Genomic DNA, 22,437 nt, shown 5'->3' with positions numbered 1-22,437 from the left:
GAATTCACTTTTATAGCGTTCATTTTTTTTAAGTTCTTCATAAGCTGACTTTAATTCCTCAGTAGCTTCACGAATTTTAAGCTCTAATTCTTTTTGATGTCCAGCTAATCTTTCTACCATACTATTAAAAGTTTGTGCCAACTTTCTCCACTCCATTCCCCTTTGGAGATCAATCTTTACCTTAAGGTCACCATCCTCTACTCTCTTAAAAGCCTCAATTAAATCATTGAGCGGATCCAAAAGAAAAAACCTAATAATAACAACTAAAGTAGCTAAAACTATAATTAGCGTAGAGCCAATATAAAGAGCTAAAAATTCTTTATTTTTTCTAAGCTCATTAAGCATAGATGAAGCAGGAATACTAATACTAATACAACCTTGAATATTTTCTTTAAAGGAGGAGTGGCAACTGAGACATTCTTCAGCAAACCTTAATGGAGCCGCATACCTAAACAAGGGTAAACCTTTGTTTTCATCCTTAAAGATACCCCAAACTTCTTTTTGACCAGCCTGTAACTTCTTAATAGCACTTTCTTCAAATTCATCAGGATAATGGTTAGGATTTTTGGCATTAAGAACCGCCACTTTTATATGATAAGGTATCTTATTTTGAGAAAAATTGGCTATTTCTTTTGTAAAATGAGAAGGAGTTAATAAGATAAATTCATTATTATCTTTAACATAAATGCCGCCATGTCCGGATATCCATTGTCTGGTCATGTCAATATAGTAATAAATAGCCTGAGCCTGATTTTTCATCTCCTGGATAAAAAATTTCTCCTCTTCCTTAGCAAACCAGAAGAAAAATAGGGCTCCTAATAAGCCTAAAATTATCACAATAGAAGTTATGATTTTTTTACTCAGTGAAAAAGGCATCTAAGCTGATACCCCCACAAAACAAAGAGAGGGGACCTCTTGGCGCCCTCTCTCCTTACAAGCTTTATTACTTAAAGATTTTTCTGTCTACATCGGACCAGTCGACATAACCGGACTCAATTCTTCTATTTTGTTGTGCTTTATCCGCCAATTATAAATATCTTCCATATCCTTGTAAATCTGGAACAACTGGAAGAATCCGTGCCAGTGAGCATAGTCCGGACCATTCATTGCTGCTCCCTGACGGGCTCGACGGCCAGCATGGTGCCATAAATAATAATTTAATTCAAGAATTGGATCTTTCCAGGGATCTTTCTTCAGAAGCCCCTTGGCCTTTAGATCCTGAATCATCTTCTGGGCATTCTCATAATAGCGGTTATAGAGACCGACGGCTTTGTCTAAAGCGCTGAAGATATTCTTGGTATGAGTGGAGCTATGGCAATTGATACAGACCTTTTCCATAAGTTTACGGCCCTTTTCACCATCACCCCTCTCGCCGCTTCGGATTACGCTCTTAGGATGGACAAGATCCCACTTAAGACGCTCGGTAACATTGTGGGTGGTCTTAAGCTCCCCGATACCGCTCATGTGACAAGTAGCACAAGTAGGAGCTGAATAATCACCAGGCTCCCAGGCATCAGGAGCACTATCCCAGCGCCATTTTTCACCTTCAGTAAGGAATATCTGACCATGTTTGCTCTCGTAGTAGATCTCTATATTAGGATGATCTGGACCGAGATGGCAGGAGGCACAGGCTTCAGGCTTTCTGGCTTCGGCAATACTGAAGCGATGGCGAGTATGACAAACTGTACAGTTGCCAATACCACCGTCTGGATATCTCTGACCGATTCCCCCTGGCCAGGTATTCTTGATGGGTTTTTTATCTGGCCCCAACTCTATTTTGGTGCCATGACACATCTGACAACCCGTAGCTCTAGAGGCATAGACGATATCCTCATCAGGGGAAACCCCCATGAACTGGCCACCTTCAAGATGATACATCAGGTTCTGAAACTTCTTTTTCTCCACTACCGGAGCACTGGCCAGCTTGGCATGGGCACTTTTAGAGAACTGTTCCACCTCCGTCGGATGACATCGCTCACAAGTTTTGGGAGAGACCATAGGGGAGGTATAAATATTGGTCCCCCTTACCCCCTCGCACTGACTGGCCATGGGGGAGCTTTTGGGAACTACGTGACAGTCATAACAGGAGACCCCAGCATGGGCCATCCGTCCCTGTTTCCAGTCTTCAACGATGCCTGGAGTCTTTTTAGCATGACATTCAATACACTTAAGGGCCTCTGGAGAATATCCCCGTTTTATAACCAGTTCTTTGGTCTTAGAAAGATTGGGATAGAGCCCTTCTTTGACCTCCTTGGCCGCTAAAGAAACCTTAGAGAAGCCTATCAACAAAACTAAAGATAAGATTAAAAGACCCGATCTCTTCAAGAATCTCATAAAGAACCTCCTTAAAATTTATTTACCCTTTTTGACCCCCTCCCTCAGGGCAAGGAGAACATCTCCATGACCGACCATGTGGTGACAATTAATACAGGTCTTATCGGTCTCCCCTAGCTCATAGGCCCGATGAGCAGTAAAGGCCTTAAGGGGAATCCCTGGGGCGACCAGTTCCTTATGACACTTACGGCATCCTGATTCATAGGCCTCATGAACATAGGGCTTCTTGTGCTCCCAATGTTCAAGCCAGTGTTGGACGGTGGCTTTGCGTCCGGTAACGTGGGCCACATAATCGTTGATACCGAATTTGGTCTTGGCCACTAGATAGGTAAAAAGACCATTGTGGGGAAGATGGCAGTCCACACATTTGGCCTTGATAACCCCTTTTTCGTCTGGTCCGTGAACCCCAACCGCCCAGGTCTCCTTAAAGAGTTTCATTTCATGGCAAGAAGAACAGAATTTTACCGTACTGGTCGATTTGACCTGAGAAGCAACTACAAAAGAAAAGACAAGGGCTACCCCAAAGCCGAGAATCAATCCCTTAAACAGTGCTTTTTTTGAACCATTAAGGCCCATAGAAGCCCTCCATTTCCCAAAGCCTGATATTTCCTGAGCCTTTTAAACTGACTCCATACAATTAAAGATCCTTTCGGCTATCTCTATGATTTTTTTTAATCAATCTCCTGGTAAATGTGGGGTTAAACTTGTAACGTTCCTGTTAAGTCCTCCTCGCCAAAGCTTTAAATCTGCTTCGACAGATTCTTGGTGCTGACAGGATTTTGATTGCCCCACGGACACAAAAATAGTGGGAGATCTACTAAAGCTCGATTTGTCAGAACCCAAGGACTTTCTCAGGCCAAGGGCTCAAGAGACAGCGGATTACGGCTGGAGATATTTTTGTTCGTCCTTGGGAACCCACCAGCGGATAAAATTGTAGGAAATACCTGCTGGTGCCGGCTCAATCCCGCGAAAACGTCGGTGGATTACCGGGAGGGCCATGGGAACATAGAGAAAGGTATAGGGTTGATCCTCGGCCAAGATCTCCTGGATTCGGGCATATATCTTCCGGCGTTCTTCTCGGTTAAAGGTGCGCCGACCAGCCACAAGAAGACGATCAAGTTCGGGGTTAACATAGCCGATGAAGTTAAGCCCTGGCGAATCTATCTTGCTTGAGTGCCATATATCGTAAATATCTGGATCCTGTCCTAAGGTCCAGCCAAGAATGACAGCCTCAAAACGACGTTTGTCAATGAATTCTTTAATGAAACTGGTCCATTCGATCGTCCGGATGTGCATCTTGATGCCGATTTGGGCCAAGCGGTATTGGATTATCTGGGCCGCCCTAAGCCTCAGGCTGTTCCCCTGATTGGTGATCAGGGTAAATTCAAAGGGCCGGCCATCTTTATCAAGAAGGCCATCGCCATCGGTATCTCGCCAACCAGCTTGAGCCAGGAGGCGGCGAGCCCGCTCAGGATCGTAAGGATAACGGCGTACATTAGGATTATAATACCAGGCATCGGGTTTATATGGCCCGGTAGCCACCACCCCTAGCCCTAGAAGCACTCCATCAATTATCTCTTGTTTGTCTATGGCGTAAGAGATGGCTTGGCGAACCCGTTTATCTTTAAAAAAAGGATGGCGAAGATTGTAACCTAGATAGGTATAAGAGAAAGAAAGATACTTATATTTGCGAAAACGACGGATAAAGATGGGATCATTGGTCTGACGTTTGTATTGAATGGGGGTAAGCCCCATCCAGTCAAGCTTTCCGGCCCGAAGTTCAAGAAACATGGTTGCCGGATCAGGGATGACCCTTTGAATGTAGAAGTCAAGACAAGGCCTTCCCTCAAAATATCGGGGATTGGCCTCAAGGACAATTCGCTGTTGCGGAAGCCACTCCTTCAGACGATACGGTCCAAGACCAATCGGCCGACGGGCAAACTCTGTCCTGGTAATATCCTGACCCCGAAGGATGTGTTTAGGAAGAATGACTATGTTTCCCCAGGAAGAAAGAGCCGGAGCAAACGGCTCCCGATAGTGAACTCTAAAGGTATAGCGATCAATCACCTCTGCCTTCTCTACCTCTAGGAAGTCCCCAGCATAGGCTGTTGGGGTATTTGGGGCAGTTATAAGTTTGAATCCAAAGAGAACATCTTCGGCGGTAAACTCGACCCCGTCTTCCCAAAAAACACCCTGACGCAGATAAAAGGTAATGGTCCGACCGCCGTCCTCGATCTTCCAGCCTCGGGCCAGATCCCCCACCAGATTTAGATTTTTGTCATACTTAACCAAACCATTGAAGATAAAACCGGCAATGGTATGACTGGTAGCATCTGTGGCCAACATGGGAATAAGGACGGAGGCATCGCCAATGCTACCTACAATAATGGCATCTCCCGTCGCCGGGCAGGCCTCCTCGGCCTCAGAAGCCCTTAGCCAGGAAGTCTGAAAGAGAAACAGCCAGACGAGGCAAATGATGATCATAGCACCTCTGGCATAATCTATTGTCTTCTAGGCATCAAGAGGGGATAATCATCTCCCTGACAAGAGCTACCCTGAGAAGCCCGTATAAACCTCGCAGATCTTAAGGAGGTAGCATGAAGTTTTCTTTTGATCCAGAAAAGGTGTTGGCCAGGATGAAAGGGATTTTTGCAGAGCTTTACTACGAAGAATCCACAACTACTCAGATAATCCTAGAGGATGATCGTCTTGAACGCCTAATTTCCGGTACAGACACAGGTCTTGGCCTGAGGCGCCTTTATGACCGTTTCCAAACGGCCTATGCCTACACCAATGATTTGAGTTCAAGAACTGTCCTTGCTTTGGCTGAAGATCTGGCCCGGATAAAAGGCCCCGTAGAGGCCAAAGGTCGCAAGCTTGACATCACCAAAGTCCCCCCAATAGAAATCAGCCGCCCTCCCGAACAAACCCCAGTAGCCGACAAGATTGACCTCCTCCGACGAGCCAACACCGTCGCCAGAGCCTTAAGCCCTAAAGTCCGACAGGTAAAGGTCATCTACCAGGACCGCCGCCAGCGTCTGGCCATTATTAACTCCGAAGGCCAATGGCTGGAAGGAGAGAGGACTTATGTTGTCCTCGCTGTCCAGGTGGTGGCTAGTGATGGAGAAACCATCCAGACGGGTTACGAATCAAGTGGAGGCACCATTGGACTTGAGCTCTTCGAAAGTCACCCACCTGAAGAGGTAGCCAAAGTAGCCACTAATCGGGCTCTGCTGATGTTGTCGGCCAGGCGGGCCCCAGGGGGGATAATGCCTGTGGTCATTTCTGCCCAGGCTGGCGGCACCATGATCCATGAGGCCGTAGGCCACGGGCTGGAGGCCGACCTGGCTGAAGAGGGATTTTCTGTCTATGCGGGCAAGGTCGGACAACAGGTGGCCTCCCCGCTGGTCACCGTGGTCGATGATGCCACCTTAGTCTACCAGCGGGGATCTTACCAATTTGACGATGAGGGCGTTATTTCTCAAAAGGTTGTCCTGATAGAAAACGGAATTCTCAAAGACTTTCTCTACGATCGGGTCTCGGCCTTGAAGGCCGGCCGGGCCTCCAACGGTCACGGTCGGCGGGAGTCTTACCGCTTCCGCCCTATCCCCAGAATGGGTAACACCTATATTGCTCCAGGAAACGAAAGCCCAGAGAGTATTATCCGGAGCACCCACCGGGGCCTACTGGTTAAGAAGATGGGAGGCGGACAGGTAGACACCATAAACGGAAATTTTGTCTTTGAGGTGGCCGAAGGCTACCTTATTGAAAATGGGGAAATCGGAGATCCAGTCCGGGGGGCGACCCTTACCGGTAATGGCCCTGAAGTCCTCAAGATCATCGACAAAGTGGGCAATGATCTCGGTTGGGGAATTGGTACCTGTGGTAAAGATGGCCAAGGGGTCCCCGTGGCCGATGCCCAGCCTACCATCCGGATCCCGGAGATGGTTGTAGGAGGGGCCGTAAAATAATGCTCCTTGAAATCAGGAACCTTAATCTAATCCTGGAGCCAGGAGGCATCAGCCTGGTTGAGGATCTTAACCTTTATCTTAATTTCGGGGAGATCCTCTGTCTGGTGGGGGAAAGTGGTTGTGGCAAGAGCCTTACGGCCCTGGCCATTATGGGTCTTCTCCCTCCGGGGATTAAGCGCCAAGGGGGCCAGATATTCTTTGGCGGCCGTGACCTCTGCCTTCTTTCATCAGAGGAACTAAGACGCCTTCGAGGAGCAACTATAGCCATGATTTTTCAGGAGCCCATGACTGCCCTAAATCCAGTCTTTACTATCGGAGAACAGATCGCAGAAGTCATAGAGACCCACGAAGGCCTATCCCGACAAGCATCTTTGGCCAAGGCCAGCGAGCTGCTCAAGGCCGTAGGGGTCCCCGCTGCCGAAGAACGACTTCATGCCTATCCCCACGAACTTTCTGGGGGACTTAGGCAGAGGGCCATGATCGCTATGGCCCTGGCCTGTTCTCCAAAACTTATCATCGCTGATGAACCCACTACGGCCCTGGATGTAACCATCCAGGCCCAGATCATTGAACTTCTTCAAGAGCTCAAAAGAAAACGAAATCTGGCTTTACTTCTCATAACTCACAACTTAGGAGTCGTAGCCGAAATGGCAGATCGAGTGGCCGTTATGTATGCCGGCCAACTGGTAGAGGTAGCCGAAACCAAAGAACTCTTCGCTCGTCCCCTTCATCCTTATACTAAGGGGCTGATGGACTCTTTACCCGGTCCCCAAGAAAGGCTTTCACCCATCGGTGGCCAAGTTCCCCCCCCAGGATCCTGGCCTAAGGGATGCCGCTTTAGGGGACGTTGCCCTTATGAGGACAAGGTCTGTCATAATCCCCCCAAGTTAGTAGAGGTCTATCACGGACATCTGAGCCGTTGCCATCTAGCCAGGGATTTCTTAAGCACCAAACGGACCTTAATCAAAGAGAGAAACCATGGCTGAAGCCCTAAGGGTCGAGGAACTCTGGAAGACCTATACCGTGAGCCGGGGTTTTTTTGACCGGCGGCAGCGGAGTCTGATCGCCCTGGCAGGAGTTTCTTTATACCTCAAAAAGGGGGAGGTTCTCGGTCTGGTAGGAGAGAGCGGTTGCGGTAAGTCTACCCTAGGGAGGATTGTCGTGGCCCTTGAGCCTCCAGACCGAGGCCGAGTTTTGATAGATGGCCTGGAGATTCAAGGCCGGAATGTTCCCATAGACCTTAGACGCAGAATCCAGATCGTCTTTCAAGATCCATATTCCTCCCTAAACCCCCGCCAGAAGATAGGTGATATCCTGGCCGAACCCTTTATTGTCCATGGCCTCCTTAAAGGAAGGAAACTTAGAGAAAGGGTTATCGAACTTCTTTCTATGGTAGGACTTCCCCCTGAGGCGGCCCGGCGTTATCCTCATCAGTTCTCCGGCGGGCAGAGACAACGCATTGGCATTGCCCGAGCCCTAGCCCTGTCTCCCGAAATCCTCATCCTGGACGAACCGACCAGTGCTCTTGATGTCTCTGTTCAAGCCCAGATCCTTAACCTCTTAAAAGATATCAAAGAAAGCTTTTCTCTATCTTATCTTTTTATCTCCCATGACTTGCCAGTAGTAGAATTTATGAGCGATCGGATCGCCGTCATGTACATGGGCCATTTAGTAGAAATTTTTCCCAAAGGATTTAAAGGCCGACTTCATCCTTACACAGAGGCCTTACTTGCTGCCGTCCCTCTTCCCCGGCCAGGATCCAGGAAGAAAAGGCCTACTCTGGGGGAGCCCCCCAACCCCCTTGATCTTCCCCCAGGATGCCCTTTTTTAAAGCGATGCCCAGAACGAATCAGTATCTGTGAAAAAACCCCTCCTCGCCTAAGAGAAGACTTCCCTGACCATCTTATAGCCTGCCATGCAAGGGAAGGATAGTATGATCCATATCGATGGCTCCTATGGAGAAGGAGGCGGTCAGATCCTGCGCTCCGCCCTGGCCCTGTCAATCATTACCGGAAAGGCCTTCTTTATCAAAAATATTAGAGCCAGACGCAAGAATCCCGGACTCCGGCCTCAACACAGAGCCTGTGTCAAGGCGGCAGTGGCCATCTCTGAGGCCAAAGTACAGGGAGCCCAAATAGGTTCCCAAAAACTTTTCTTTTCCCCCCAGAAGATTAAAGGAGGCCGGTACCGTTTTGAAATCACCAGCGCTGGTTCAACCGGATTGGTCTTCCAGACCCTCTACCTCCCCCTCTTACTGGCCGACAGACCAAGTAGAATAACCATAACCGGCGGAACCCATGTCCCCATGGCCCCCTGTTACCACTACTTGGCTTTAGTCTTCGCCCCTTTCGTCCGCCAAATAAATCTTAGTCTTGATTTGGAACTAATTCGATGGGGATTTTATCCTTCAGGGGGCGGGGAAATACAGGTAGATATATTCCCATCTTCCTCAATAATACCGTTTTGCTGGACTGAAGATTTTTATCCTCAAAAACTTTGGGCTCTTTCGGTCGTTTCTGATAAACTCCCAGACCACATCTCCAAAAGACAGGCCCTTCGATTGGCTAGAAGGCTTGAGGCTCTCAAGGTGCCCCACGAGATTCAGACCCTGAGGGTAAAAAGTCAGGAACCCGGAACTGTAGTCTTTTTACTGGCCCAGTCAAAGGGAACCCAGGCCGGTTTCACCGCTGTAGGACTTAAAGGGAAACCAGCCGAAGTCGTGGCCGATGAAGCCGTAGACTCCCTAAATACATTTTTGAACACCAGAGCCCCTATTGATGAACATTTGGCAGATCAAATTGTCCTGCCGGCATCCTTGGCTAAAGGCGAGAGTCGTTACCGGGTCTCCCGCATCAGCCAGCATCTTTTAACCAATCTGTGGGTAGTCAAACATTTTCTCGAAATAGATTTTGAGATCCAAGGACAAGAGGGTAAATCTGGGGAGATAATAATCAGAGGAGCAGGACTGTCTTGACAGCTAAGCCTTGGTCTTATTAACTGTTTGCTGGCTAGCGGAAGCGCCAGGGGCACTGGTGGCCCCCCCGGACTTCAAATCCGGTGTGCCGTCTGAGAAAGGCGGCAGGTGGGTTCGATTCCCATGCGCTTCCGCCATTTTTGAGAATCCTTTCAGATTACCGCTTTACTTAACATCTCAATACCCGATCCCAGAATCCCCGGCCTCACATTGTTTCTCTGACGTCATCTCTCTTAAAAGGACAAAGAATCCTTAAAACTCTCAATAGGCCTAAATGAAAAAATAAAAATGGGCGGCAATTTGCCGCCCATTCTAAAGCTTTCCTTTCTATGGACTATCTATTCATTACTGGCAGGTTATGAGGATCAATGTGACAGTTCAGACAATCAGGGAACTTCTTATGTAAGGCCTCTGTATGAGGCAAGCCATGACAATCCTGACATTTTGGAATCTGACCATGTCTTACATGACAAGTAGCGCAATACAGCTCTGAGTGTTTAGTATGGTTAGTCTGAAGATTCTGATAAATCTCCGTATGGCAGGACCCACAAACATTAGTTGGCGTTTCTTCTGGGTACTGCTTAATATTGGTTGGGCTATGAGGAGAATGACAGACCAGACAATCTTCAAACGTCTGTCCTTCAACGTGAGGCTCGTGACAATCTAGACAACTAGGAATATATCCATGTTTGTCAGCATGGCACCCCTGACACCCGACCTCGTTGTGCTTGCTAGGATGAACCTGCATTTCTGAAGATTCATTCTTATGGCAAATAGCACAGAGGACTACCTGTTCTTCTTTACCTTTCACCTTAACTGTACGAGTCTGAAGAAGGGTTTCAAAGTTTATGTCCCTTGGAGAGTGAGGTTCTTCGTGACATTCAAGACAATTTGGAAAATCCTCTCCATGTTTCAAACCATGACAATTCTGACACTTAGGCATAATTTCATCCCAATTTTGTTTCTTTGGACTATAACGATGGAACTTTTCATGACAATTAGTACACATAAAACGATGCTTACTTTTACTCTCTTTAAGGGTTTTAAATATAGCATAGTGGCAACGGGCACACTCTGCTGGAGTCAATGGTTTGACTTCCTGTTCATAGAGTTCTGCTCCCGTAGGCGCCTTTTCTTCTGGAGAGACGGCAGGGGTGGGCTCTTTCTCCACCTCAGCTTTGGCTAATTCCAGAGGCTTAGGTGGAGGGACTTCTTCTGGTAAGGTTTGAGCCTCCTTTACTGGGGCCTTTTCGCGCTCAAGCGAAGCCTTTTCCATCTGCTGAGCACAGGCCACAAATATAACCGTTAATAAAAACAAACCTGCAAGACTTAAAGCTACAGCGGTAACTTTTTTCCTCATGGCAGCACCCCTTTTCTTATTTAGCTAGATTGTGTGGATCTTGATGGCAATCCAAACATCCCTTGAACTTTTCCAACATAGCCTGAGGATGAGGCTTGCCATGACAGGTTTCGCACTGAGGAATAATTCCATGGACTCCCCGGTGACAAAAAACACAGGCCAACTTGGCATGTTTAGTGGTTCCAGACTCGAGAAGCTCCTTTATATCACCGTGGCAGGCACCACAATCCATATTAGGAATATCCATCCCATAGGTAATCTCTAAAGGCTTGTGCACTGAGTGACACTTGATACAGTCATCAAACTGTTGTCCCTCCCGGTGTGGTTCATGACATTTTAGACAACTTGGGATGTAGCCATGTTTGGTATGACAGAAAGAGCAATCAACCTCTGCATGGGCGCTGGGATATTCATTGACTTCCTTGACCTGTTGCGGATGACAAGTCTTACAAGCTGGTTTGGTCTCTCCCTCAAAAACAATATTTAATGGCTGATGAGGATTACGATGACAAGCCAGACAATTAGGAAGTTCAAAATGGGACTTGCCCTGGTGACACTTGGAACACTTAGGGATTATTTGTTCCTTGGGAACTAAAGGAGGATGGCCTCCTTCATGACAATCAGTACAGGTAACGGCTGTTTTATGGCTTGCTCCCGCCTCCTGGATTTGATGGACTATCTGGGGGTGACATTTAATACAATCGCTACTGGTAAGCTGGAGAGGGGAGGTAGCCTCAGGGGTAGCCGGCTTTTCCTCCACTGCCCATAGCGGACTGACCGTTGGAACCAGCGCCAGAAGACCTGCCACGAGTAGGACCCTAATCACCTTCATCTTGCTCCTCCTAAGTCTTCATTTCTTTAGCTTCTGTAAGGGCGTTATAAATGAGGGGGTGGTATTCAAAGGAAAGTTACCCATCCCCCCTTCAACGATTTCCACCACCTGCACCCGGTGATTAAATAGATCTGCTACATAAATTCGACCGTATTTGTCAACTACAATATCGGTGGGGTAGTTAAACCATCCAGGGCTCCACCCCCGCCCCCCAAATTCAAAAAGCAGGCGGCCATCTTCATAACGAAAGGCCTGCCCCATGTGCCTCATATAGTCCACAACATAAATGACTCCTCGTTCAGGATCGGCCACTATCCCTCGAGGACGACTGAGTTTACCAGAACTGCCACCTTTTTGACCAGCCTTAAAAAGGTAGCGTTCCTGGGAATCATAGACGTATAATCGGCCCATTTCTTCACTTACCAAATAAATTCGGCCTTTTTCGTCAATGAAGACGTCGGAAATAACCGCCTTTTTGGCAGGAAGATTTTTAGAGACCGAATCTTTAGGGCTCAGGAAGTGAAGGAACTTCCCCTGGCGATCAAGGACCACTACCCCCGCAAAGTCAAGCCCCACTACATATATCTGCCCCTGAAGCCCGATGGCTATTGACTTAGGATAAAAGGTCTCTGCCCCCTCAAAGCCTTCAAAGTAAATATCTTTAATCTTTATGGCCGCAGCATTAAAGACCGAAATACGAGCTTTCGGCTCCTTTTCAGTAGGATTCTGACAGATATAGAGATTGCCCTCAGCATCTAAGGTCAGCCCCGTAGGGGCATCAACCCCTCTCCCCGGACCGATGGAAAAGACAGGAAAAAGATCCGGGCTATAGATAATTACTTTGGCCTTTGAGGCATCTATGACATAAAGTTCATCTCGGACGGGATCATAGGCCAAAGCTGAGGGATAAGAAAGGGATTGGCCTAGGTCATCTTTGGTAAGAAGGGCCACCACCTTGACTTCGGCCACAGAAACCGAGGGCTCTTTGGCCTTAGCAGAAGTAACAAATAAAATAAGGCCTAGGAAGGCCAGAAAAAAGGCCTTCCTAGGCCCTAAAATGTGGTTATTGCCCTTTGGTGGTATGGCAGACGAAGCAACCACAGTTTGCATTGCTGGTGCCAGCGATACAGGTGTTCAGATAATCCCAACGAAGCATATCCGGATACGGACTTCCATGCGGCCGATGACAGGAAAGACACATCACCTGATCACTGCCAGGAGTGACTATATTGGTAGGACCAGTCATCCCCGTAAGAGAATTAGGATCACGGGCCACTGGAGCAATGGGATTATAATCCCCGGGGCCAGTACCGCCTGGATTATTGTAGTAATAATATTCTTTGTTAGGATCATTGGGGAGAGCAACATGATTTGGATGACGGAACCACGGGGAATGATTATCGGCGATCACACTTCCATCAGTGTCCACATAGTTTAGACCGTGAAATTTATAGTGACAACCAGCACAATAATTACTCATGGAGTTGTCATCATTGCCATAAGCATTGTTAGTACCATTGTACTCATTGTGATCAGTAGCACTTACTGTTTGCTCCCAATCAGAATCCTCTATACCAATAACCCCCGTAGCAGAACTACCATGATAAGAAGAATTTAAAAAGCGATACCAACCACCAGACTCCCCTACCACAGGACCTGAATCATCAGCATGGTGAGCCGGCTTATGACAACTCTCACACTTGGCCACCCTCTGATGACAGTCAGCACAAGCTTGACCACTTGCCGAATCGGGCATACCCGGAGCTTGACTAAGATTGGCATCCTGACTGACTCCATCTATAGCTAAGACGTTGTGGCCATAGACGTCTCCCTTATTGATCAACCAATAAAAGTTACCCCCAGCAAGGGTTCCCGTCGCACTACCATCACTCGGATATGTGGGCTCAGCAAGGTTAACTACAATGGGAATCCGGGTACTGCCTACAGTAACGATGGTCTCCGAGGTGGTATTGGAATGGCAACCCACACAAGGATCACTAAAATTCGATGAAGGATCTAAAAGATAGGGATTGGGACCAGAGGCCTTAATTGCCTGGCCATTTTGGGAATTGTGCATTGTATGACAGTTAGAGCAGACTCCAGAAACCCTGGCCAAAGCCGATCCGGCCATAAACAAAAATAAGACTAAACTTAAGAAAACAACCCAGATTTTTTTCTCTCTCTTCTCCATCCTCCCCCTCCTGCCCAAAAAGCGAAGAGGGGCTCCCGCCCCTCTTCGCAAGTTAATGCTAAACCTTAATACTTGGTAGTGTGGCAGGCGTAACAGCCACAGTTACCTGCAGCGCCACTTGAGGCATTACACTAGGTATAATCCCAGCGGAGAAGGTCATCGTTGGGCGAACCATGGGCCCGATGGCAGGAGATACAGAGTACGATGGCGTCATTGGCCGCCTGAAGAACCGTGCTTTTAACAGAGGTGATATCCGTTGAACCAACTGGAGCACCCGGCCAATAAGTACCAGCAGTACCAAAGGGACCAGGATAGGCACCATACTCTTTAGTAGATACATTGTTTAGGTCAAAATCAGTAGGATGACGAATCCAAGGCGAGCCAACCGTGCTGGCCTCATCATCAGCACCAGCAGCATTTCCGGTACCGCTGTGGAAGTTACCGTGACACTCGGCACAAAGATAGTTAATGCTGGCCGAATCGGCCTGGGTAGGATCATCGCCAAAGGTATCGGCCCGATCTACCGCATAGTACTGGTTATGGGCCGTAGAGGTAGGCTGATACTCCCAATCCGAATCTTCAAGACCCTTGATACCCTTAAGAAAACGGAAACTCTTCCCAACGGTAGTGCCATCAATAGTGGAGTCATCAGTGTGATGAGCACCAGAGATGGCCTTAAAATCATCAGCCTGGCTATGATCTCCATGGCAACCATAAGTCCCAGCACAGGTAAGTTGAGTACCCCATGTAGGAGAACCACCAGCTACCGCCCCATTTTTCTGAAAATCAGTGGGGTTCCAACCAGGAGGAGTAAGACCAATAGCAGCATCCTGACTGGCAAAGGCCGTCACGTTGTGGCCCTTAGCATCTTGCCCCTGGGCCACCCAGTAGAAATTACCGCCAGCAAGGGTGTTGGTACCATTTTCGATACCGAAATTACCATAGGTGGGCGCTGAGGTAGAGTTTACATACGGGATGTTATTGCTACCTGTATTGGTACCCGTATGACAAACACCACAATCACCCTTGGTAAGAGCCCGGTATGGCCCACCGGAGACCACCGCTGCCCCGTTTTGAGAGTTATGCATGGTATGACAGTCCGAACAAGGACCTTGCACCCGAGCCTGCGAGAGCCCAGGCAAGACCCAAACTAAGGCCAAAATAGCTACAAAGATAAAACCCTTTTTCATAGCTCCCCCTTTCTTAAAAGGTTTTTAATTTTTAAAGGTTTTTAATTTTTAAAAGACCTTTTTATCACAAAAATAACCTCTTTGGATACGAAAATCAATTTTCTTTTATATCATTTATTTAGTAATTATTCACCAGCCCCCTTACCTACCACCCCCTTTGCATTAGTTTTAATTTCATTATTTCTATCTTCCTAACCATTTTGATTAATAGGCAGGATCTCGCTTTTTTCACCTTATCTAGCCATTCGCCCCTATATTCAGGGAATTAAAATCTTTTTGCTAAAAAGCTAGTCTTTCAAAAAGATTTGATTCCCAAAATAGTGTTTATCCTCTAGACTACTTATCGGGCTTTTGTCAACTGATTTTTAAAAATTCCATTTTCGGCAAAAAGGAAAAAAAGATTTACTTTTCTTGAGAATTTTCTCCTCAAAACAAGTTGAAAATAGGCACAAATAAATATATTTAACAGGGCCAATGAAGGGTTCGTTGTGGGGGAGGTTTATAATCGGTTTTTTTTTGTTTTTCGGTCTCCAGATGGGGGAAACAGTGAAGGCCTATAACTTTTCGGCCGACTGGCGTCACTGGGAATATTCCAGCCAGGAAAGCCAATTCCAGCAGACCTATTCATTAAGCCTTTCTTCTCAGGCTACCAGAGTCATTAGTACCGGGGCCACTATTCGCTACAGCCGCCTTGAGCAGGCGGCAAGGACTCGCGAACTCTTCACCCCAACTGCCTATATAGGGATTAGAAACGATCTTTTTAATCTTAATCTCAGTGCTACTGATACTGAAAGGCGTAACTCGGATTCAGCCAACTTTTCTTCCCGATCTTGGGATGCCAACCTCACCACTAGCTATAAAGAAACTTCGTTTCGCTTCTACTACGGAAGCTCTACCCAACAGGATGATAGACAACCTCGCCGGATAGATACCACTTCTGATCACTGGGGACTGAGTGCCGGCCGCACTTGGCGGGGTCTAGACCTATTTTATGATTACCGGGGGTCAAACAGCCAGGATCGGGTAAAAGACTCCACTACCACTACTGAATCCCATTTCCTTAAAGGACAATATTCGGGAAGATGGCGAAAACTTACCTATAATTTTGGCCAACAGGTAAATTTCTCCACGACCGACTGGGAGGGAAAAATAAGTGGTGGAGGATACGCAGAGCTGGAATTAAACATTAGTGTAACCTGGGAACCCAGTAAACCGGCCAATGGAGAAACCTTAAAAAAGAATCAGGTCATCATCATTGACCTTGGGACCCAATCCGTAGATAGTATCTATTTTTATACAGATGGAACCATTCTTGAGAGTGTCTCACACAATGTCCGCTGGGATATTTACTGGAGTTCAGATCGCTCTAACTGGAAACTTATCGATTCGGATGTCTCCCTTCCTTATCGCTTTTCTAGTACCTTTTCCGGCGGTAGATATATAAAATTGGTGGTCACCGAAGTCCCTATTCCGGCCCCGACCCTTAACGACCCAGAAGTTAAGGCCTATAAGTATATTTACACTAGCTCCTATACTCAAAAGTCTAAAACATATCGGACCGACGCCTCAGTTACTTATAGCTTTAATGAAAATATATCCCTTTCTTATTTCCTGGCCTATGACAAAAATGTCCCTGACCCGGGAGGCCAAAGCGAAAATACTGTCCAGACTCTGGCTGGTTCCTGGTTTATAAACAAGTATTTCCAGACCCAGGCAAACCTTTCCCAGAGCAGCAATAAGATGGAGGGACAGCCAGAGACCAAGATCACCAACGCCTCTCTAACCATAATATCTGATATCCTCGATACTCTTTCCCTGTCCACCGGTCTGACCCACTCTGTCTCTCAAGTCGGGGGGGCGGATCAGAGTAGCTCTGACAGCCTGACCGTCTCGACCACGGCCAGACTTTATCCGGACCTTGATCTCCGCTGGGATCTAACCTATACCCAATCCCACAGCTACGAATCAGATACCGACACCACAGGTCTGAGCTCAAGAATAAACCTTACGGCCAGGATACGCCCCAGCCTGACAGTCAACACCCTTTACAACTATACGCAAAGTAAGACCTCAGGGGCTACTACCAGTGAGGCTACTAGCCATGATTTTTCTGTCGATGCCAGCTGGCGGGCCTCAGATGTTGTCTTGATCCGAGTGGCAGAGGCCGTCTCCTGGTCTGATACGGAAGATACAACCTATTCTATTAATGGCTCCTTTTGGTGGGCCATAAGTCCGAAGGTCCAGTTCAATGTTCAATATTCGGGCTCTCGTTCAGGTGATACCACTAGTGATCAGTACTCTGTATTCCTCTCTTGGAGTATTAGCCAATATCTTTCCCTAAAAACCAACTATTCCTGGGCTAAGAGTGATAACCAGACTCAATGGACCTGGATGATAAATCTAACGGCCTCTTTTTAAGAAAAACGGGGGTTTTTTTTATGAAGAAGCTACTGAAGTTTACCGTTTTATTTTACATGGGCCTCTTTGTTTTGTTATTCAGTTCTTGTGGTAGCAAACAAATGATGGAATCCTTTGTCAGGGAGGGAGTAGATCCCTCTTACATAAAGAGGGTGGCCGTCCTCAAATTTGAAAACAACTCTCAAGACAGCTACGCTGCAGAGCGACTCCGAAACATCACCATGACCCAGATTCTCTCTTTGGGCCTTTTTGACGTGATTGATAAGGCCATGGTAGACGTAGTTCTAGAAGAACAAATGTTGGGTGACAAGGTCTCTCTCGACAAGAGCACTCTCCGACGGATAGCTAAAAAACTTGGTGTTCAGGCCCTAGTTGTCGGCTCGGTTGATGCTTATGAAGAAAAAAGAGAAGGTAGTTATACTTATCCGGTGATAGCTTTGACCTTAAGGCTCATAGATGGGGCCTCAGGGGAGGTGATCTGGCAGGCCAGTGGCACAGCTAGTGGTTATAGTACAGTAGGGAGGCTTTTTGGGCTGCGGCCTCAGGATTTTACCCAGGTAAGCTTTAACCTGGTAGAAAGGCTCCTTAAAACTTTGAAATAACGGCCTGCCGTAAGGGGGCTAAATGTTCAAGAAAATATTATACCTTTGCTTACTTATATGCTTGGCATTTGTTTTTGGCTCTCAAGCCCAGGGTCAGATCGCTGTCTTTCCCTTTGAGGATCTTTCTAAAGACATCAATGGAGTCAATCTAGAGCTATCAGAGATGGTAGCCCAAGGGCTCGAAGATCAGGGCTTCCAGGTGGTCCACCCACAAAGAGTCTTAGACTTCCTGGCTCAAAGTCGGATTCGCTGGACAGGTTGGGCGGAAAGGCTTACTGCTGCGAGGGCTGCCCGAGAGCTGGGAACAGATCTTATTCTTTTAGGAACAGTGACCGAACTTGACCCTCAAGAACCGGCCTTGGGGCTCAGTTTAAGAATCCTCCGGGCTCGAGACTACAAGCTTATCTGGAGCAAAACCATCTCCCTATCTGGCCTTGAAGAGGTGAGCCTTTTAGGCCTTGGCCGACATGACTTCCAAAGCCTTATCTCCCAAGCCATATACAAAATTATGGCCAGTCTTCCAGCTGATCTGGAACGCAGCTTGGCCCAACCGCCTATCTTTGAGATCGCCGATGTCTTCGTTCGGCCTCGCCATGTGCGAGGAGGTAAGCGAATAGAATGTGCTGTCCGCCTTGATGTCTCTGGAGATGCACCGGAGGAGGTCTATTTTGTCCTCCCCAGTGGCCGTCGTATTCCAACTATTAAAAGGGGAGAGCTTTATGTCGCCTGGTGGACAGCCCCTCGTAAAGAAGGAAGGTACCCAGTAAACATTCTTCTTAAGTGGGGGGAGCCCTGGCAGTTTGAAAAGAAGCAGTTCCTGTCGTCTTTTGTGGTCGACAACACCCCTCCCAAACTAGAGCTCAGGACGATAAAGGGGGAGAGTCTCCCTCAAGGAGTGGCCTTTAAAAGGCATATCGTCCTTGTGCCGGTAATGGGTCGTCCGGAACCTGTCTCGCGGTGGTTGCTACGCATCTCTTCCGTAGAGACCGGCCAGATAGTGGTAAACGAAGAGCGGCCTGGGCGTCTGCCTACCTCTTTTACTTGGCGAGGGGCCGATCAGGCCGGACACCGAATTCCTGATGGCCGTTACCGGGTCTCTCTTCAGGTCTGGGATCAGGCTGGCAACACTTCCGTAGCCGAGCAAGACCTTATTGTGGTCAAGGGGGCCCCACCAGTAAACCTTCAGGCCCGGGCCTTCTCCGAGAAGATGGTCATCAAGTTTAATATTGGATCCCACCCGGTACCAGTTTCCGAATGGCGCTTGGAGCTTTGGGATAAAGACGGCAACTTGATCGCTGAATATGAAGGACAACGCCCACCCAAATTCCTCACGGCTCCTAAAAAAGAAGGGCTCTATTATACTCTAGAGGTTCGAGACATCCTGGGGAACCGACGATTTGTCCGCAATGAAGAATTAAAGCCGATCATCATGCGCGCTGCAGAAGAGAAGAAGAAGGCAGAAGAGAAGAAGTGGGTGGATGACTTCTAGGATTTTATGGGTAGTTTGGCTGTTTTTTCTGGTCATCGGTCTCTGGGGATGTGGAGCGGATCTTCCCCGCATTGATGTTGTCCGAGGTGTCTCTGAGAGGCCCTGCCGGATAGCCATCCTACCCTTTATCAACCAGACCGAACACCCCACGGTGGCCCGCCTTGTTTACCGAGTACTTTTGGCCCAACTAGTAGGGACTCGCTCCTTTGAGGTGGTAGAGGAGGGCGCTGTGCGCCATTTCCTGGTTATCGAAAGGGCCCCTGTTGGCCAAGAACCTCCAGCCAGAGTGGTTCGTCTGCTAGGGAATAAAATCGGAGCTCAGGCCGTAATAAGTGGCGAGATTTTGGAGGCTAAAGAAGAGGGAGGCAATGTCTCACTGGCCTTCAACCTTTGGGTGAGAGAGACAAAGACCGGACGTCTCCTCTGGAGTACCTACCACTCCCGTCGAGGAGAAGACTATCGCAAGGCTTTACACTTTGGACGAATCTGCACGATTACGGGGTTGGCCCAGAAAATGATTTCTGAGATCGTAGCTGAATGGCAAAAAAAAGGACTAGGAGGTTGCCATAAGTGAGGATTATACAAAGACTCCTTTTGATATTGATGATCTTCTTCCTTTTTCCAGGCCCTTCTTGGGGCTTTTGGGGAAAAGACTATCTTGTCAAAATAAACGGTCAGAAATATACCGAGGATGATTTCAAGCGTTGGTGGAAATACTGGAAAGAGCCTGGCATGAAAGTCCCTGAGACCCCAGATCCCTTTATCGACTGGAATCTCCTGGCCGATGAGGCCTTGGCTTTAGGGCTTGACCAAGAGCCATCTTATCAAAGAAAGCTCCAGGTCTTTATTCAGGTCCGTTCCTTAATGCAATTAAAGTACGATGAGGTTGACAGCCAGATCGACCTCAGTCGGCGTACCCTTTGGCCAGAGTATGTTAAGAATTATACCCCTCGTCTAAAGATAAAAGCCCTAATCTCCAAAGACAAAAAAGAAGTCGAGGCCTGGAAGGCAAAGATCAAAACCCCTCAAGACTTTGATGACCTCTTTGAGAGGTTACTCTCTGAGGGTAAGGCCAAAGATTTTGGTTGGGAACGTCCCAAAACCATACCAGAGGCCATCAAAGAGACCGTAATTTCGGCCAAGCCCGGAGATATCCTAGGGCCTCTTAAGTTCCATGATCGTTACTATATTCTCTACGTTCTAGAGAAAAAAGGGCCCGATGAAGAAGATTTTAAGGCTGTCCGGGATAACGTAGCCGCCGAGATTAAAAAAAGAGAATCCCAAAGACTTACAGCCGAACTCATCAAGCGCCTGCGAAAAAAATATCCCATTGAGATAGACCAAGAGGCCTTAGACAAAATTGGTCTTGAAGAACCTACACCAGAGTTGGCCCAAAAGGTAATCCTTAAGATTGCGGACAAAAGCCTGACCGGAGCCGACCTCCATGAGCTTCTGAAAAAAGAGGCCCGCTTGCGCCTCGGCAAGGAACCAGATCCCCAAAGTCTCTCTAAAATCAAGGAACGAATTATAAATGATACCATAGCTCAGACTTTAACCACCTGGGAGGCAATAAATCGCCACTATGAGACCCGTCCTCCTCTTAAGGAAGTCTATGATTTTTATAAACGGCATCGTTTGGTCCGGGAACTAGAGGAAAAGATTATTTGGCCCCAGGTTAAAGTGACCGAAGAAGACGCCCGACGCTATTATGAAGAACACAAAAAAGATTTTACCCGGCCAGCCCAAGTGGAGATGGCAGTCATAAAAACCCAAGATGAACAGCTGGTCAGAAAAGTCTACCAACGTATTCAACGCGGAGAGGATTTTTTCGAGGTGGCCAAGGAGGTTGATTTTCATGGCGCCCGCCCAGAACGAAGGACGCTTGAAAGCTTGGTGCCAGAGATGAGAGAGGCCCTCTTAAAGATGGAGCCTGGACGTATCTCCCCCATTATCAAGTTTAAGAGCCCCTTTGGAGAGGACTGGTACGCCATTGTCAATCTTCTGAAACGCACTCCAGAAGAGGTTCATCCCTTTGAGATGGTTAAAGAAAGTATTGAGAAAACCCTGGCTCAGCAACGGTTTGAGGATCTTAAAAAGGAATATCTAGCCAAGCTGCGGGAAAAATCCGAGATAGAAGTTAACCAGCAGAAATGGCAAAGGCTTAAAAAAGAACTGGAGGCTGGAGATGATGCCCATGTCCATTAGGTGGCAGCTGTTGGGGCTGATCCTTTTGATTCCCTTATTTTTTGGCTGTGTTCAAGGCCCTCAGCCTCAAGCTCCTAGGGTCAAAAAGACCTGCCTAGACTGTCATCCAGACTACAAGGATTTGGTTACCAAGGACGGCCCAATCGTCCACCAGCCAGTAAGCACCGGCCAATGCAACGGCTGTCATCGTCCCCATGGTTTAGTGGGCGGGGCCTTCCTAAAAAGTGATCCTCCTCAGCTCTGTCTCCGCTGCCACCGCTCGGTTTGGGAGGAATTGGGCCGCAAAAATATTCACAAACCAGCCCGAAGGGCTTGCTTCCGCTGTCATCAGCCTCACTCGGCCCCGGAAAAAGGCCTCTTGAAAAAGCCTGTTGACAGCCAGTGCTTAGAGTGCCATGGAGAAATCGACCAAAGAGAGGTTAAACACCAGGCCCTGGAAGAGGGGTGTCTCCGTTGTCACGAAACCCACGCCTCGGATCAACCAGCCCTTCTTAAAGAAGATTCTTCAAATCTGTGTCTTTCTTGTCATACGGACGAGAAGGCCTTAGAAAAGGCCCACTTTGGCTACGAGGTAAAGAAGGCCTGTATAGACTGTCATGATCCCCATGGGGCCCAAGACCAAAAGCTTCTTCGTCCTTCTATTCATCAGCCTGTAATCGCAGGGAAGTGTAATTCTTGCCACCTGGGGCAGGGGGAAAGACCCCTTATGCTTAAGGGAGATCCTCAAAAGAGCTGTCTGGAGTGTCATCGTCAGGAAAGTGGTCCCAGCACTCATCCCCCTTATGTCCAAGGCAAATGCCTTACCTGTCACGGTCCCCACGGAAGCGCTTATTTTCCGCTACTATCAGAGTCTCCCAAAGTCCTGTGTACC

Annotated in this window: 19 protein-coding genes and 1 tRNA gene; 11 read left to right on the top strand and 9 right to left on the bottom strand. The window is 47.8% G+C overall.

All coding sequences use genetic code 11. From position 1 onward, the window contains the following. The 4 genes from ACXJJX_RS02275 to ACXJJX_RS02260 all read right to left on the bottom strand — a co-directional run. The coding region (locus ACXJJX_RS02275) for a Tll0287-like domain-containing protein (RefSeq protein WP_456431554.1) at positions 1-876 on the bottom strand (876 nt) is incomplete at its 3' end. Positions 877-963: 87 nt separating this feature from the next. After that, the gene (locus ACXJJX_RS02270; protein ID WP_456431552.1) at positions 964-2,334 is read right to left on the bottom strand and encodes a multiheme c-type cytochrome; all 1,371 of its coding nucleotides are present in this window, start codon (positions 2,332-2,334) and stop codon (positions 964-966) included. An 18-nt stretch (positions 2,335-2,352) separates the two neighbouring features. Then, on the bottom strand, positions 2,353-2,910 hold the full coding sequence (locus ACXJJX_RS02265) for a cytochrome c3 family protein (RefSeq protein WP_456431550.1): 558 nt from the start codon (positions 2,908-2,910) through the stop codon (positions 2,353-2,355). 303 nt (positions 2,911-3,213) lie between these two features. Beyond that, complete coding sequence (locus ACXJJX_RS02260; protein ID WP_456431548.1) at positions 3,214-4,818, bottom strand: peptide-binding protein; 1,605 nt, start codon at positions 4,816-4,818, stop codon at positions 3,214-3,216. Positions 4,819-4,931: 113 nt separating this feature from the next. On the opposite strand from ACXJJX_RS02260, the gene ACXJJX_RS02255 reads away from it, so the two are divergent. The 5 genes from ACXJJX_RS02255 (at position 4,932) to ACXJJX_RS02235 (ending at position 9,416) form a co-directional block, all read left to right on the top strand. Next, positions 4,932-6,305, top strand: a complete 1,374-nt coding sequence (locus tag ACXJJX_RS02255; RefSeq protein WP_456431546.1) for a TldD/PmbA family protein — start codon at positions 4,932-4,934, stop codon at positions 6,303-6,305. Then, entirely contained in the window at positions 6,305-7,291 is a 987-nt protein-coding gene (locus ACXJJX_RS02250; protein ID WP_456431544.1) for an ABC transporter ATP-binding protein, read from the top strand. The genes ACXJJX_RS02255 and ACXJJX_RS02250 overlap by 1 nt, the downstream gene beginning before the upstream one ends. Then, on the top strand, positions 7,284-8,237 hold the full coding sequence (locus ACXJJX_RS02245; protein ID WP_456431542.1) for an ABC transporter ATP-binding protein: 954 nt from the start codon (positions 7,284-7,286) through the stop codon (positions 8,235-8,237). Before ACXJJX_RS02250 ends, ACXJJX_RS02245 begins: the two co-directional genes overlap by 8 nt. Before the next feature lies 1 nt (position 8,238). Then, positions 8,239-9,279, top strand: coding sequence for an RNA 3'-terminal phosphate cyclase (gene rtcA, locus ACXJJX_RS02240; RefSeq protein WP_456431540.1), 1,041 nt, complete (start codon positions 8,239-8,241; stop codon positions 9,277-9,279). 39 nt (positions 9,280-9,318) lie between these two features. Continuing rightward, positions 9,319-9,416: transfer RNA gene (locus ACXJJX_RS02235), tRNA-Sec, on the top strand. Between the two features lie 197 nt (positions 9,417-9,613). On the opposite strand, the gene ACXJJX_RS02230 is transcribed toward ACXJJX_RS02235, so the two are convergent. The 5 genes from ACXJJX_RS02230 to ACXJJX_RS02210 all read right to left on the bottom strand — a co-directional run bounded on the left by ACXJJX_RS02230 (position 9,614) and on the right by ACXJJX_RS02210 (position 14,852). Further along, the gene (locus ACXJJX_RS02230; protein ID WP_456431538.1) at positions 9,614-10,555 is read right to left on the bottom strand and encodes a cytochrome c3 family protein; all 942 of its coding nucleotides are present in this window, start codon (positions 10,553-10,555) and stop codon (positions 9,614-9,616) included. 100 nt (positions 10,556-10,655) lie between these two features. Next, positions 10,656-11,471, bottom strand: coding sequence for a cytochrome C (locus ACXJJX_RS02225; RefSeq protein ID WP_456431536.1), 816 nt, complete (start codon positions 11,469-11,471; stop codon positions 10,656-10,658). A gap of 18 nt (positions 11,472-11,489) precedes the next feature. Continuing rightward, positions 11,490-12,440 carry an NHL repeat-containing protein gene (locus ACXJJX_RS02220; protein WP_456431534.1) on the bottom strand — a complete coding sequence of 317 codons (951 nt, stop codon included), beginning with the start codon at positions 12,438-12,440 and terminating at the stop codon, positions 11,490-11,492. 94 nt (positions 12,441-12,534) lie between these two features. Then, on the bottom strand, positions 12,535-13,662 hold the full coding sequence (locus ACXJJX_RS02215; protein ID WP_456431532.1) for a cytochrome c3 family protein: 1,128 nt from the start codon (positions 13,660-13,662) through the stop codon (positions 12,535-12,537). Positions 13,663-13,793: 131 nt separating this feature from the next. Beyond that, positions 13,794-14,852 (bottom strand): hypothetical protein, encoded by a 1,059-nt coding sequence (locus tag ACXJJX_RS02210; protein WP_456431530.1) that lies wholly within the window; start codon positions 14,850-14,852, stop codon positions 13,794-13,796. Positions 14,853-15,398: 546 nt separating this feature from the next. On the opposite strand from ACXJJX_RS02210, the gene ACXJJX_RS02205 reads away from it, so the two are divergent. The 6 genes from ACXJJX_RS02205 to ACXJJX_RS02180 form a co-directional block, all read left to right on the top strand. Then, a complete protein-coding gene (locus tag ACXJJX_RS02205; protein WP_456431528.1) occupies positions 15,399-17,270 on the top strand; it encodes a hypothetical protein in 1,872 nt (623 codons plus the stop codon). A 101-nt stretch (positions 17,271-17,371) separates the two neighbouring features. Next, on the top strand, positions 17,372-17,872 hold the full coding sequence (locus tag ACXJJX_RS02200) for a CsgG/HfaB family protein (RefSeq protein ID WP_456431526.1): 501 nt from the start codon (positions 17,372-17,374) through the stop codon (positions 17,870-17,872). 22 nt (positions 17,873-17,894) lie between these two features. Next, positions 17,895-19,361: a hypothetical protein gene (locus ACXJJX_RS02195; protein ID WP_456431524.1), complete on the top strand. Its 1,467-nt coding sequence runs from the start codon at positions 17,895-17,897 to the stop codon at positions 19,359-19,361. Further along, positions 19,351-19,935 (top strand): hypothetical protein, encoded by a 585-nt coding sequence (locus ACXJJX_RS02190; protein ID WP_456431522.1) that lies wholly within the window; start codon positions 19,351-19,353, stop codon positions 19,933-19,935. The genes ACXJJX_RS02195 and ACXJJX_RS02190 overlap by 11 nt, the downstream gene beginning before the upstream one ends. After that, complete coding sequence (locus tag ACXJJX_RS02185) at positions 19,932-21,566, top strand: peptidylprolyl isomerase (protein ID WP_456431520.1); 1,635 nt, start codon at positions 19,932-19,934, stop codon at positions 21,564-21,566. Before ACXJJX_RS02190 ends, ACXJJX_RS02185 begins: the two co-directional genes overlap by 4 nt. Beyond that, positions 21,556-22,437 (top strand): cytochrome c3 family protein (locus ACXJJX_RS02180; protein WP_456431518.1); only part of this gene is annotated, 882 nt, incomplete at its 3' end. The genes ACXJJX_RS02185 and ACXJJX_RS02180, both read left to right, overlap by 11 nt.

It is taken from the genome of Thermosulfuriphilus sp. (assembly GCF_054026695.1).
The sequence above is the reverse complement of the archived record's forward strand: the minus strand, read 5'-3'. Positions and strand labels throughout refer to the sequence as shown.

Excerpts from the sequence above, each read along its gene's own strand:
- ACXJJX_RS02270 (WP_456431552.1), bottom strand. The coding sequence starts at position 2,334 with ATGAGATTCTTGAAGAGATCGGGTCTTTTAATCTTATCTTTAGTTTTG.
- ACXJJX_RS02265 (WP_456431550.1), bottom strand. The coding sequence starts at position 2,910 with ATGGGCCTTAATGGTTCAAAAAAAGCACTGTTTAAGGGATTGATTCTC.
- ACXJJX_RS02260 (WP_456431548.1), bottom strand. The coding sequence starts at position 4,818 with ATGATCATCATTTGCCTCGTCTGGCTGTTTCTCTTTCAGACTTCCTGG.
- ACXJJX_RS02255 (WP_456431546.1), top strand. The coding sequence starts at position 4,932 with ATGAAGTTTTCTTTTGATCCAGAAAAGGTGTTGGCCAGGATGAAAGGG.
- ACXJJX_RS02250 (WP_456431544.1), top strand. The coding sequence starts at position 6,305 with ATGCTCCTTGAAATCAGGAACCTTAATCTAATCCTGGAGCCAGGAGGC.
- ACXJJX_RS02245 (WP_456431542.1), top strand. The coding sequence starts at position 7,284 with ATGGCTGAAGCCCTAAGGGTCGAGGAACTCTGGAAGACCTATACCGTG.
- rtcA (WP_456431540.1), top strand. The coding sequence starts at position 8,239 with ATGATCCATATCGATGGCTCCTATGGAGAAGGAGGCGGTCAGATCCTG.
- ACXJJX_RS02230 (WP_456431538.1), bottom strand. The coding sequence starts at position 10,555 with ATGGAAAAGGCTTCGCTTGAGCGCGAAAAGGCCCCAGTAAAGGAGGCT.
- ACXJJX_RS02225 (WP_456431536.1), bottom strand. The coding sequence starts at position 11,471 with ATGAAGGTGATTAGGGTCCTACTCGTGGCAGGTCTTCTGGCGCTGGTT.
- ACXJJX_RS02215 (WP_456431532.1), bottom strand. The coding sequence starts at position 13,662 with ATGGAGAAGAGAGAGAAAAAAATCTGGGTTGTTTTCTTAAGTTTAGTC.
- ACXJJX_RS02210 (WP_456431530.1), bottom strand. The coding sequence starts at position 14,852 with ATGAAAAAGGGTTTTATCTTTGTAGCTATTTTGGCCTTAGTTTGGGTC.
- ACXJJX_RS02200 (WP_456431526.1), top strand. The coding sequence starts at position 17,372 with ATGATGGAATCCTTTGTCAGGGAGGGAGTAGATCCCTCTTACATAAAG.
- ACXJJX_RS02195 (WP_456431524.1), top strand. The coding sequence starts at position 17,895 with ATGTTCAAGAAAATATTATACCTTTGCTTACTTATATGCTTGGCATTT.
- ACXJJX_RS02190 (WP_456431522.1), top strand. The coding sequence starts at position 19,351 with ATGACTTCTAGGATTTTATGGGTAGTTTGGCTGTTTTTTCTGGTCATC.